Source organism: Fictibacillus sp. Mic-4, from assembly GCF_049843615.1.
Classification (GTDB): domain Bacteria; phylum Bacillota; class Bacilli; order Bacillales; family Fictibacillaceae; genus Fictibacillus_A; species Fictibacillus_A gelatini.
In genome coordinates this window covers 11,218-24,577 of record NZ_JBBHZM010000027.1, presented here as the reverse complement: position 1 = coordinate 24,577, position 13,360 = coordinate 11,218, and the positions used below count along the sequence as shown (strand labels likewise).

Annotated in this window: 8 protein-coding genes and 1 pseudogene; 4 read left to right on the top strand and 5 right to left on the bottom strand. The window is 36.3% G+C overall.

The window, feature by feature from the left end; all coding sequences use genetic code 11:
• Positions 1-4 precede the first annotated feature (4 nt).
• Both WD019_RS15880 and WD019_RS15875 read right to left on the bottom strand, forming a co-directional pair.
• Entirely contained in the window at positions 5-520 is a 516-nt protein-coding gene (locus tag WD019_RS15880) for an acyl-CoA thioesterase (RefSeq protein ID WP_425712146.1), read from the bottom strand.
• A gap of 198 nt (positions 521-718) precedes the next feature.
• Positions 719-1,618, bottom strand: a complete 900-nt coding sequence (locus WD019_RS15875; protein ID WP_425712126.1) for a LysR family transcriptional regulator — start codon at positions 1,616-1,618, stop codon at positions 719-721.
• Between the two features lie 444 nt (positions 1,619-2,062).
• On the opposite strand from WD019_RS15875, the gene WD019_RS15870 reads away from it, so the two are divergent.
• Positions 2,063-3,139 carry a DUF1611 domain-containing protein gene (locus WD019_RS15870; protein WP_425712125.1) on the top strand — a complete coding sequence of 359 codons (1,077 nt, stop codon included), beginning with the start codon at positions 2,063-2,065 and terminating at the stop codon, positions 3,137-3,139.
• Positions 3,139-4,293 (top strand): alanine/ornithine racemase family PLP-dependent enzyme, encoded by a 1,155-nt coding sequence (locus tag WD019_RS15865; protein WP_425712124.1) that lies wholly within the window; start codon positions 3,139-3,141, stop codon positions 4,291-4,293. The genes WD019_RS15870 and WD019_RS15865 overlap by 1 nt, the downstream gene beginning before the upstream one ends.
• Before the next feature lie 100 nt (positions 4,294-4,393).
• Here WD019_RS15865 and WD019_RS15860 read toward each other — a convergent pair whose 3' ends face one another.
• A complete protein-coding gene (locus tag WD019_RS15860; RefSeq protein ID WP_425712145.1) occupies positions 4,394-5,962 on the bottom strand; it encodes a malate:quinone oxidoreductase in 1,569 nt (522 codons plus the stop codon).
• 248 nt (positions 5,963-6,210) lie between these two features.
• Between WD019_RS15860 and WD019_RS15855 the strand changes: the two genes are divergently transcribed.
• Positions 6,211-7,077 carry a hypothetical protein gene (locus WD019_RS15855; protein ID WP_425712123.1) on the top strand — a complete coding sequence of 289 codons (867 nt, stop codon included), beginning with the start codon at positions 6,211-6,213 and terminating at the stop codon, positions 7,075-7,077.
• Between the two features lie 210 nt (positions 7,078-7,287).
• Here WD019_RS15855 and WD019_RS15850 read toward each other — a convergent pair.
• Positions 7,288-7,407, bottom strand: a pseudogene (locus WD019_RS15850) (helix-turn-helix transcriptional regulator); the annotation flags it as partial.
• Positions 7,408-7,499: 92 nt separating this feature from the next.
• On the opposite strand from WD019_RS15850, the gene WD019_RS15845 reads away from it, so the two are divergent.
• A complete protein-coding gene (locus tag WD019_RS15845; RefSeq protein WP_425712122.1) occupies positions 7,500-10,001 on the top strand; it encodes an SIR2 family protein in 2,502 nt (833 codons plus the stop codon).
• 580 nt (positions 10,002-10,581) lie between these two features.
• Here the strand turns inward: WD019_RS15845 and WD019_RS15840 are convergent.
• Complete coding sequence (locus WD019_RS15840; RefSeq protein WP_425712121.1) at positions 10,582-13,119, bottom strand: hypothetical protein; 2,538 nt, start codon at positions 13,117-13,119, stop codon at positions 10,582-10,584.
• Positions 13,120-13,360 lie beyond the last annotated feature (241 nt).

The window sequence follows — 13,360 nt, the reverse complement described above, 5'->3', positions numbered from 1 at the left end:
CGTATTAATCCCATGGTTTTTTTAGTGAAAGTTTGGACACAAGCTCTTTATTTTGCTGTCTTTTCAACTTGCGAATCCGCTCGCGTTCTTTCCCCGTTTCGTACAGATATTTTTCTTCCTCCGTTTCCGGAATAACAGGTGCTACCGGTAGCGGCCTTTTATTTTGATCGAGGGGAACAAACGTTAAAAATGCTGTCGCTGCAATTCTCCGTTCCCCGGTTTCAAGATCTTCTGCAATCACCTTGCAGAAAATCTCCATTGACTTTTTGCCTGTATAGCTGACAAATGATTCAATGCAAACCGAATCGCTCACCCGGATCGGTTCAAGGAAATTAACAGAGTCTGTCGATGCCGTGACACATTCCTTCACCCGTGAATGCCTGCGGGCGGAAAGCGTTGCACATGCATCCATCTTTTTCATTAAGACTCCGCCAAATAATGTATGGTAGTTGTTCAAATCATTGGTAAGTACCTGGTCGGTTTGAACAACGCGTGTTTCCTTCACTTTTTTTGCTTCCATCATGATCACCTTTTATATAAAATGCATTTGCCATTGCATCTGCATTAAAATTTTCACAAGTGAATTATAAGGTAACTTGATTGGAATAATACAATGCCAATCCCACATGCCTTTCATAACAAAACCGCATGTAAGCGCTCTTTATCCAAAACAAAATCAAAAGGCCTTCCCTTAAAAGGGAAAGCCTTCTATCGTACATCAATCTGGATAGGGATTTGCTGCCTGAAGCTTTACTTTTGCAAATCGAATAAACTCCTTCTCCACCTGGGATAAATTTGCGTCTTTTCTCCAAATCATGGCCAGATTCCATTCGATTGCCGGATGGGTAACGGTCACCGTTTGAAACGCATCCTCCAGTTCCAAACATGTGCTTTCTGGCAGCAAAGTGATGCCAATATTATAAGCAACCATATCTTGAATAAATTCTAATTGAGAGGTTTCCGAAATGATTTTCGGTTGAAAGCCGGCTTCTTTGCAAGCATTGATGATAAGGTTCCTCAACTCAAAATTCCGGTTGAACATGATAAAGCCCTCTTCTTTCAATTCTTGCAATGACACTTCCTTTTTCCCTGCAAGGGGATGGGATGAGGGAACTACGAGCTTTAATTTTTCATGGACAAACATAAAACTGTCGAGGTTATCATTTTTTTCAGAAAGAACGACAACTCCGAAATCCAATGAATCATTGAGCACCTTCTCTTCCGTCCGCTTTGTCCCGCCTTCTTCTAATTGAAATGTCACCTCTGGAAATTCTTGATGGAAGGACGCGATGAGCTCTGAGAAAAAAATAGTGCTAGTAATGGTGGGAAGACCGATGCGCACATGCCTATTTTTAAGCATGAACAGTTTATCAAGTTCCGCATCCAATTGTTGGAGCTGATTCACAATTTTTAAAGCATGCTTTTTTAAAATGCGGCCTGCATCTGTTAAGACGAGCTTTTTTCTTGTCCTTATGAACAGTGGAGTGCCAAGTTCGTCCTCTAAAGATTTAATGATCCTGCTGAGGGCAGGCTGCGTTATGAACAAATTTTCAGCTGCAGTCGTAAAATTGCCGGTACGCGTAACTTCAAGAAAAGACTCTAATTGTTTAATTTCCAATACGATCAAACACCTTATATTCGTTTTAATTATTCGTTAAGTTGAGTTTCTCTACTATCGTTCTGGTCATTGTTCATTTACCTGTTTACTAAATGTTTCAGTAGCTATAGTGTATCCGTTCTCCTTATTGTTAGCAACTCAACGATTTCAGCGCTAGCTCCTGGTTCAACCGCATGGACGGTCCAGATCGTTCCACGGAAAGCATGCATTTAAACAGAACCGAAAGTAAATTGCTTTCCTTTTCAGACACTCCTATTTATAATTATTTTTGGAAGACTACATCATGAATCCCCACATTTCGCAGTCCCGCCCAAATCCATATAACTTCTTAATGAACAGCTATTTTTCTTTAGTACATGACGACCCGTCACTCTACTACTAGAAAGCCATTAGGTGTTCTTTTTATCATTGAGCAAAATTTCACACGTAAATGGAGGGATAACGATGAAAAAGTCGGCAATCATTTATTGTGAAAATCAATTTGGTTCTATGGACGGGAAGACAGCGAATGGGCTCATCCGCGACCCGGGGAATTATGTCATCACTGCCGTAATTGACAGCACGAAACACGGGCAGGACGCCGGATCCTACCTGGACAATAAGTTCAATGGAATTCCAATATGCAAAGACCTGGAGGAAGCCGTTCTTTATTCAACAGAAACGCCGGATGACTTTATTCTTGGCATTGCACCGGCTGATGCCTTTTTAAAAATGGCGGAAAGAAAAGTCATCATCCAGGCGATGGAAGCTGGGATGAACATTATCAACCCTCTCCAGGAATTTTTGACAGATGATGATGAAATGATGAGCTATGCAAGACAATACGGCGTAACCATTCATGATATCCGCAAACCGAAGCCTAAAAAAGAGTGGACTCTCTTTACTGGAGAAATTTTAAACATTACAACGCCTATTATTACTGTACTGGGGACAGATGGAGCTTGCGGCAAACGGACAACGGCAAAAGTTCTTGAAAAAGGGCTCATAGACAGAGGATACAAAACAGCTTTCATCGCAACCGGCCAAACGGGGCTCATTCAAGGGGCTTCCTACGGATTTGCGATGGACGCTTTTCCTTTGCAATATTTGATTGGCGAGCTGGAGCGGGAAATCCTCCGGGCCAACAACACCGAGCAGCCTGACATTATTATTGTGGAAGGGCAAGGCGCGCTAAGCCATCCGGCGTATGCCAGCTCGTGTGCTATTTTAAAAGGGGCAAGGCCACACGCCGTTATCCTGCAGCATCCTCCGAAAAGAAAAGTTTTAGGGGATTTTCCTTTTGTCCAAATGCCAGACGTGAAGGATGAAATTAGCCTGATTGAACATTATGGAAATACAAAGGTCATCGCGATTACACTTAACCATGAAAATATGACAGACGAAGAGGTCATAGCGACGATCAATGAATATGAGAAAACATACCGTCTCCCGGTCACCGACGTCTTAAAAACAGGCAGTGAAAAAGTGATTGAATCGATCATCGATTTCTTCCCTTCCTTAAAGAAGGCAGTTGTATCCTGATGGTTCGGTCTCCGAGAGTTGAAATCAACCTTGAAAAAATAAAGCATAATGCAAAAATGTTAAAAACGATATATGGGAAGAAAGGAATCGAAATTACCGGGGTTGTAAAAGGGGTAGCTGCCGACTGTAAAATAGCGAAGGCTTTAGTTGAAAGCGGGCTGGCGAGTCTTGCTGATTCAAAAATTACCAACCTCGAAAAATTGAAAAAAGCTGATTTAAACGCCACCTTGCTATTACTGCGCACACCTCTTATGAGCGAAATTGAAAACGTCGTCCAATACGCTGATATTAGCATGAATACGGAAATTGATGTCATTCGGGCGCTGTCGGCAGAAGCAGTGAGACAAGGGAAACGGCACAAAATGATCATCATGGTCGAAATGGGCGATTTGCGGGAAGGCGTTCTTTTAAAAGATGCTCCTGACTTCATCCGTGAAGTGCTCAACTATTCCGGTGTTGAAATTGTCGGAATCGGCACTAATTTTGCCTGTTTTGCAGGAGCTGTACCGACGGAACAAAAAATGAACCAATTTTCCCGCTTCGTTCAAAGAATAAAGGAGCAGTTCTCCCTCAATCTTCCCTATGTTTCGGGAGGCAATTCCGCCAACTACAATTGGCTCATAAAAACGAAAAACAGAGGAGCCGTTAATCATATCCGACTGGGAGAATCGATTTTTTTAGGCCGTGAGACGACAGAGGGCGATGCCATTCCTTCTTTACATCTTGATGCATTTCATTTTATTGCAGAAGTGATTGAATCGAAAATGAAACCATCCGTTCCTGCCGGTAATGTTGGAAGAAATGCATTTGGTGAACTCGTTTCCTTTAAAGAGTGTGGAAATCGGAGAAGGGCCATCCTTGGTGCGGGGCGGCAAGACGTACTGGTCTCGGGACTTACCCCCGATCTTCCATTTGAGGTTCTCGGATCAAGCAGCGACCATATCATCGTCGATACAAAGAGCACCGTCCTCAAGCCGGGAGATGAAGTGCGCTTCTCCATGAACTATGGGGCACTGCTTTCTGCCATGACTTCACCCTATGTCCATAAAACCTATATTCAATCAACAGCTAAAACCCGTAAAAACGACGTTTATAAAAAACATTTCCTTATCAGCAAACCCGTCCAAAACGTTCAAAGTAAAAAGGCATTTTAACCCGGAAAGAGGCAATCCCCCTTTCCGGCTTTTTTGTGAAAAAAAACCCCATGTTTACACATGGAGTTATACGATCGATCTATTTTTACAAAAGGCAACATTAAAAGTTCGCCGTTACACGTGCATCGTGTTCTGTTTCTACCGGCAAGGTTTCGTTCAGGCCGAGCGTCTTCGCTGTGGAAGCATGAATTTCACGGAAAAGCTCTGGATTTTCCGCAAGTCGAACGCCGTAAGAAGGTATCATTTCTTTAATTTTTGATTCCCACTCTTTCATATGTTGCGGGAAGCATTTTTCGATGACTTCAAGCATGACGTGAACAGCCGTAGAAGCACCCGGAGAAGCGCCGAGCAATGCAGCAATTGTGCCATTCGCCCCGGTAATGACTTCCGTGCCAAATTGGAGCGTGCCTTTTCCTGCTTCTGTATCTTTAATAACTTGTACACGTTGGCCTGCTACGACAATATCCCAATCTTCGCTTTTAGCATTCGGAACAAATTCCCTTAATTCCTCAATGCGTTGTTCTTTCGATAACATCAGCTGCTGGATCAAGTATTTTGTTAATGGGATATTTTTCACACCAGCCGCTAACATCGTAAGGACATTACTTGGCTTTACAGAACTTAATAAATCCATGTTTGAACCCGTTTTTAAGAACTTTGGCGAGAAGCCGGCAAACGGCCCAAATAACAATGATTTTTTATTATCAATGTATCTTGTGTCAAGATGCGGAACAGACATTGGCGGAGCCCCGACTGCAGCTTTGCCGTATACTTTTGCATGATGCTGGTTAACAACCTCTTCATTGTTACATACTAAAAATAGTCCGCTAACCGGGAATCCTCCAATATGCTTGCTTTCAGGAATACCCGTTTTTTGAAGTAACGGCAGGCTGCCGCCACCGGCACCAATAAAGACGAATTTTGCAGTATGGTATTCGAGATGGCCGTTAGCGTTTTGCACTTTTACTTCCCATAATCCACCGCTCGTGCGCTTAATATCTTTCACTTGATAGTTGTAGTTGATTTCAACGTTTTGATTTTTTAAATGGTCAAATAACATGCGTGTTAAAGCGCCGAAGTTGACGTCCGTTCCAGAATCGATTTTTGTTGCTGCAATCGGTTCATTGGATGTGCGTCCTTCCATAATGAGCGGAATCCATTCCTTTAATTTTTTCGGATCATTGGAAAATTCCATTCCTTGAAACAGTGGATTTTGCGAAAGCGCTTCAAATCGTTTTTTCAAAAACTCTACATTTTTTTCCCCTTGCACTAAACTTAAATGAGGCAATGGCATAATAAAGTCCTGCGGGCTCTTTATAAGATTGCTATTTACAAGATAAGACCAAAACTGTCTTGAAAGCTGAAACTGTTCATTGATTTTTATCGCTTTGCTAACGTCTATAGATCCGTCCGGCTTTTCGACGGTGTAGTTAAGTTCGCATAGTGCAGCATGACCCGTACCCGCATTATTCCATTCGTTAGAGCTTTCTTCTCCCGGGTTTGCGAGTTTCTCAAATACTTTGATTTCCCACTCTGGTGCTAACTCTTTCAATAATGATCCCAAAGTCGCGCTCATGACTCCGGCACCAATTAAGATAACGTCTGTTTCAGTTTGTCTGTTACTCATGTTTACCGTCCGTCCTTCTACCTTTAGATTTGCAGAAAGGATGTAGGCGCTCCTGCTTAAGTCTAACAGCAAGACAGGGCTCAACTAGTCATACACCTTTTCTGTATCAATTACCCTAATTCTAGTGTATCACTAATATTTACAAATTTAAATACTTTGATAGTTTTTCAGCGATTCAAAGGCCAGTAAATAGTTGGAAGTACGTCTACAAGAATCTATCGAACGATGCCTCTTTTTCTTCCTAAAACTTTATTTATAGGTTGAGAAATTATATAGGGAGGAAGATGGCGATGAAGTCCGGATACATTGAAAAATATCAACTATTAAGCGAGTTTAAAACGGTGAAGGAATTTAACGAGCATATTTGGCGGTTTCTTGATGACCATCGAACGGCGTTTTCAAAAAGCGAGTTGATCGCGTTTCATCAGCTGACAAAGTATAGCGTAAAAGTGATTGGCGTGTGCAATGCGAAAATTGGCACGCTTGTTTCCGCATCCCATAAAGAAAAAGGCGGCATTTCCCGCTCCACTTTCGAACGTATGCTCCGCAAAGCGAAAAAATTAGGCATTTTATCTGTTCATCATGCGCTCCGTCAAAAGGGCGGGTATGCCCATAATGTTTTTGTTTTCCATCGCTATGACGCACCGCTTGAGGAGAACATGAAGGATCGGCCAACTCCCGAAATCCCATGTCCTATAAGCGAAACAGAGGCAAAATCGGAGCCGGAAACTACTTCTTTTTTAGAAACTAATTCAATAAAAACTATAAAAAACGAATACATACGTAAGGAGAAGGCGCCATCTTTGACGGAGCTTGATGAGACGTACTTGCCTGACTATATTCCGGAAGCGTTTGTGAATTGCGTGAAACCCTTTTTCCCGGAAGCGACGAACATCTATACTTTCTGGAAAAAAGCAAGGCTCGCCTATCACCAATTTGAGTTTAACTCGCCGCTTGAACTCATGGTAGCTACAGTAATCAAAGCCTTTAAAACAACCGTCTGGCAATATAAGCGAAAGAAAATCAAGACAACCTTTGTCCAATACTTTTACGGCACGTTATACGGCCTATTCAGAGTGGAAAGACGACGCGAAAGGAGACGCGAACTGTCTTCGCTCTGGCCATTCAACTATAATTGGCTCGAAGCTGAGGGGTGATGTTTTTTTGGGGAGGAACCAGACGAATAAACGGTCCAAATCGACGAATAAGTGGTTGATTTTGACGAATAAATTGGTCACTTAGACGAATAAAAAGGCTTTTTAGACGAATAAGTGCCGCGATTGGACGAATAAATGCGGCCATGTAGAGAAATAAGTGCCCGGAAATTAAATCAGGCTCAACATGTTTTGGATTTTAACCGGCATTGCTTATGGACTGAATAAGCATAATCTCTCTTGCAAAGCTTCTAAGACTTCGTTTGGCAATTCCCTGACCTTGATATCCTTACCGAGAAAAAGCAGCCAATTGGCCATTTCGGTCAATTTTTCGGGGGTAGTAAATGAGGTTTTCAATTTTTAGATTACCAAGACCATGAACAGATGGTATAATTATGAAAAACCTTTTATTGAGGAGTGGCAATATGAGAGTACTAAATATCCATGATAGTGATTTATATGAAGAACTAATTAAATACCATAAAAAAAATTCCTTAATCCCAATATTAGGTGCAGGTTTTTCTAGAGGGTCTCAGGCTAAAGTAGGAAAAGTACCTAACGCAAAAGAAATGATTAACCATATGAAAAATTCCTTGAAGGTAACTTTAAATGAATCAGATTTCAATTTGATTCAAAATTATAATTTTAGAGAGTTATCAGAAACCTATTTTGAAAATTGCGAAGATAGGGAAATTAAAAAATATCTTAATGATTATTTTACTGATGTAGTTCTAAGTCAATATCAGCGGCAATTCATTAACCTTAATTGGTCACATATATATACATTAAATATAGACGATGCTATTGAAAATAATCATAAAAATATAGAAGTTATTCATCCATTTAAAGAAATTTCGGAGTTTTACGAAGAGAATAAAGCAGAAAAAACTCACCTATATAAGCTACATGGAGACGCTAGAGAATATATAAAACATAATCAAAAATGTATATTATCTACAAGTTCATATTTACAGAGTTTACAAGAAAATAGGGAGTTATTGAGTAGACTTATAAGTGATATTAAATCTAACTGTGTACTTTATTTAGGATGTAGTTTAGATGACGAATTAGATATCCTGTATCAATTAAATTTAAAAAGTGGTAACTATAACACAGATTTAAAAAATACATATTATGTTACTTCTTCAGAAATAGAAAATTCTAAAATAAAAATTCAAAAATTAAAAAAGTTTGGTGTAGATACAATAATTAAAGTATCCGATTACAATGATTTTTATTCATTGTTACAAAAAATGGATAATGAATCAACAAAACATTCTAGCGATGAGATGAGTTTATTTATGAATCCTAAATTTATTAGGACTGATAAAGGACATCAAAATAAAGAAAAAAATCTTCAATTCTTTATTAACTCAAACCAGTACTTTAATAATATTGAAAATAAAGAAATTCATTTGCCTTACTTTTTAATTAATAGAGATTTGTTTAATACTGAAGAAAATCTCCAAAAAAACTTCTTTTCCAAAAACCTGATAATAATCCAGGGACACAGATACTCTGGGAAAACTAGTGCATTACTAAGTTTAGCAGAGATGCATCACAATAATAATATTATCTTTATTTCTTCCGGAAATAGAATTAATACAGCATTTTTAAAGTCACTATTAAATGAAAAAAATATAACTGTATTTTTGGATACAGGTGTAATCGATTTTGAATGTTGGAAAATATTAAAGTCTAATGTTGAAAACTTAATTAATAAAAATATTAGATTTGTAATAGCTGTTGATTCATCTGATGAATTTTTATATCAAATCGAACTTTTAATTAATGATCAATATTTCAAGGAATATATAAGAGTTAATACAATTAGTAACACATTAACTTTAGAAGAAACTAAAAGGATTAATGAAAAATTAATCTCGTGTGTAATTCCTGAATTTAAACTTCACAAAAATATGAAATTTAATAAACGTAAGAACCAGATTAAGACATATACCCCAACTTTATTAGATAATGTATATGAAATATTAACCAGTCAGAATGTAACTATCATGTTGAAAAATATTGAAAAAATGGATGTTGATGAAGCAAAATTAATTTTGTTAATATTGCTGGCTACAAGATACCGTTTAAGTTATGCAGAAATTGAAAAATACCGATTAGATAAAATAGTGCATTCATTTATTGAAGATATATCACCAGTTGCACATTTTTATCAGACATTAAAACTAGAAAAAAATAAAGATGATCATGCTGGTATAAAGCTGATTTGCAACTCCAGAATATGGATTCTACACAATTTAGGGAAATTTGCATTGGATAGGAATAATCAAGATTTAATAGCAAAATCCTACAAAAGAATTGTGGAGCTAATAATATATCATTATCGACCATACCCAAAGAAAGCCCGGGAAGAGATAGGAAAATTTATTAAATTTGATGATATTAATGATATTTTTCCAAAAACAAACAAAGGTTCTCTTCAATTGATACAAAAAATTTATTCGAATTTGGAAGATATTCTTGCAGATAACTACCATTTTCCTCATCAAAGAGCTAAAAGTTTGTCTTGGTTAAATAATATTACAGAACTAAATAAAGCTAAAGACTATGCTCAAGTAGCTTTAAGAAAGATAGAAAACACTTTTCCTAATAATTATGAATCAAATTATTCATACATGCACGTTTGGTATACCCTAGCAACAATTACTACCAAAATTGCTTTGATAAATAATTACCAGGATCCACCAAAAAATATTGAAGCATTGAATACGGTTTATAGAGCTTTATCTTTCAAAGAAAATTTAAATTATATTACTAATGATGAACGATCAAATTCTTCAAAAAGTATTCGAGAGTTTGTAAAAAATCTTTCATTTAAATGCGCCTTAGAGAAATCTGAACAAGAAGTTCTAAATTCTTTAGTAAACTTATTAAACTCTAAACAAGTTGTTTTTAAATAAATTTAAAAAATTAATACAACGTACAACACCCTTGTAATGCATTTGTATGTGATATAAGGGTGTTATTTTAAATTATATTTTTTATTAACCCCACCTACTTATGACAAGGCTCGCCGTCCCAATCTAAAGGTAATGATTTTAAAAAAGCCATGTAGTGATAAAACTACATGGCTTAAATTATTGACCGCCTTTGGGAAATTTAATTCCTTAAGCATCTTTTTGAAACAACATTTAAACATTTGCAAATGATGTTTTCATTACCCCTAACCATTAAGATAGATAGTTTTTAATTAAAGGGTTTAGTTTGGTAAAAAAAACCTCATTTAATTATGATACGGTTCACCGTGAAATGTCTAATGAGGTTTTACTATTTTATATAAAATAATCTTATTAGATTGAAGTAACAATCAACCATTATAAGGCCAACAGTTAAACAATAGTTTATGCAACAAATGTTCATTTAATGACCCAAATTATAAAACAGCACCTCTCTACTAAATCAAGATGGTGCTATTACCATTAGAGACTTACAGAAATTTCAATCCCTTTCTAAAAATTAATATTCAAATGCTAAGAGTTATTATAAAACGTTCTCTCTTAACATATATCCAGCAGCTGATCCTTTCTCAACTAAAAAGTCCAATATAACGAGAACTTCTTGTTTTAATTTTGTTTCTTTTCTTATCTTTTCACGATTCTTATAAATATAACTTTTCACCAAGTTTTCTAAATGATAAATAGTATTGACCTCTAAATGCTTTGTCCATATATTTTCGTATTCAATCAAGATCTTTGTAATCCAAGAGATCCCATTATTAAGATACTTTTGCCCAATTCCATTTAGTAATTTTGCTATTGAATATAAAACGGTTGGAGATTCTCCCATATTTTTTGCAACTTTACTTAAAAACCTTATATTATTATCTTTAAATGCATGCCATTCAGAAACATTTTCATTCCAAGGTGTCTCAGCAAAGAGATAACTCTTGATTATTTTTTGATTATAATAACCGTAACTTTCACCCTTACATAACTCAGCGACTTTATCATAAAACAAGTCCCATACTAACCAAAAGTTTTCATAAGTTTTTAGCTTATCTTCGGCAATGATGAATTCTTGAAATAAATATGCCATAGAATCAGTGTTATTAAAACCTTCAATAAATGGGTATAAAAACACAGGAACCTTATCCTTTTGGGAAGCTAGAACAATCCTGGATAGTTTCCTCAAGAAACCATGGCTCACTTGATAATCAATTTTTTCCTCTTTATCATCAGATAACAATTTCTCTGCAAAAACAGATATGATGGATTGAGTAATTATTTTATGGGACTCATCAAAGCTCTTTAGGGGAATCAATTGAAACGCTGTTCTTAAGATGCTTAAATTTAAATATTTTAGATCTTTTATGTCATCTAAAGTTATCGAATTCGATATAACCTTTTCTATATCTTTTTCATACTCCCCTACAAATTTTTCAATTAACTCATTCTCATACAGTTTGTATTTATTTTGTTTATAATTTTGTTGTCTCAATATCTCTCGCATTGCTTCATACTTCGGTTTCAAATATAAAAATCCAATGAGTAGAGATTGTGCATCAGCAAAACTAATGCTCCATAAATTATTAAGTATGGTATTCGCTGAGTAATCTGAAAATTCGGCATACATTCCTATTGGATGAGAATCGAACAAAGTTAACAACAGGATGACTTTTATATATTCTTTTTCTTCAGGAAACTTCTTTAATAAAATAGGCAGTACAGAAATTGTTGATTCAACACCATCCCATATCTGATATAAATAATTCGGCCTGAAAGAGGAGGAAGCAAATGTCAATATTACCTCTTTACAAAGTTCTTTATCAGATTTTGAAAGTTCCTCAAAATAATCCCGTACTAAAACAGTGCAAACATGAGCAGGGATCGCCTTATTGAAAAGGTGAAATTCAACATCATTCTTTTTTAAGTTTTCAAGAATTTCCATAACTTCCTTTAATGCCTGTTTTGGGTTCTCTTCATATTGAGTAAATTCTTTGTACCTCTCATCATTTTTAACTTTATAGTCAGCCCACAGTTTTAATGATGTATATTTCAATGCTTCAGAAACTTCCTGGTGAGATTTGTCACTAAACTCCTTTAAGCTTTGATCGATCTCAGGATTGAAATTTATTTGCAATCCTTCATCCACTACTTCAAAAGTAGGATTCATTTTTCTCCTATCCATTCGAGCAAGGAAAAGTCTCCAAGTATTATCGTCATCCCTGGGGGGGTCTGTAAATTCCTTATAATACTGATCAAAAATTGCCCAAATAAACTTTTGCCTGTCTTCTACTTCCTCATCAGTTACACCTTCACCCTTAAAAAATTGATACATTAGAGCCAGATGCTCAAGTGATTTTTTTCTATGGCTATCATCACACGACTTAATTCTTTCTTCTTCATGAATTTTATTTTCAGTTATCAATCCAGCTCCAATCAAGAACTGACTTTTTGCTGAGTGATCCAGTATCATTCTGCTAGTGTCATAAAGAAAGAATTCTTTTGTTTTAAATAAAACCTTGGCAACATTAAAAGTTTTTTCGGGGTGGGCTAAAACTACACTTACCACTATTGCTGTTACCGAAGTAGAATTTGAGTTTTTGATTAAATATAGAAGATTACTTTCAAGTATTTTAGAGTTAGTATTTATTGCTGTTTCAAGAAGGAACCTTTCTAACGCCATATGAAGAGATTGAAAAACATTAGGTGAAACCTGGGTGCCCCTATATGTGTTCCAAAGTCTGTTACTTATATATTGTTTTACTACATGGGAGTCGGTAACAACTTCTACTTCTTTAACTTCCGATTTATCTAAATCCGATTTTACATAGCATTCAACTGTTTTATTTATAAATCTAAGTAAGAAATCAACGGTTTCTTTAAGTGAATATTGGAGCAACCAATAAATGGGTGTTTGAAATGCACTTGGAGGATAATAATCCCCATGATTCTCGTCTATACAGAAATCATCTTCGACGCCAACACTATAATGAAATGGGTGACGTTTTTCCTGAGGATTAAACCAGTATAAATCTGCTAGTCTTAATACATAATTAGGAAGAGACTTAAGAACCATCTGATTTTCTCCTACTTTCGATAAGATAGCATTTACTAACTTATAATAAGGATCTCTATAATTCCTCCACTTATTTTTAATTACTTCATCAAAAATTGCAGAAAGTTCCTCCTTTATTTCTGCAGCTCCATATAAAATTGTTTGAATAAGTTTCTCCTCGATATCTTCTCCTTCTGAAAGGTAAATGTCTTCCTTAACAATTTCTTGATAATATTTTAAGGCAATTAAAGCTGATAACTTT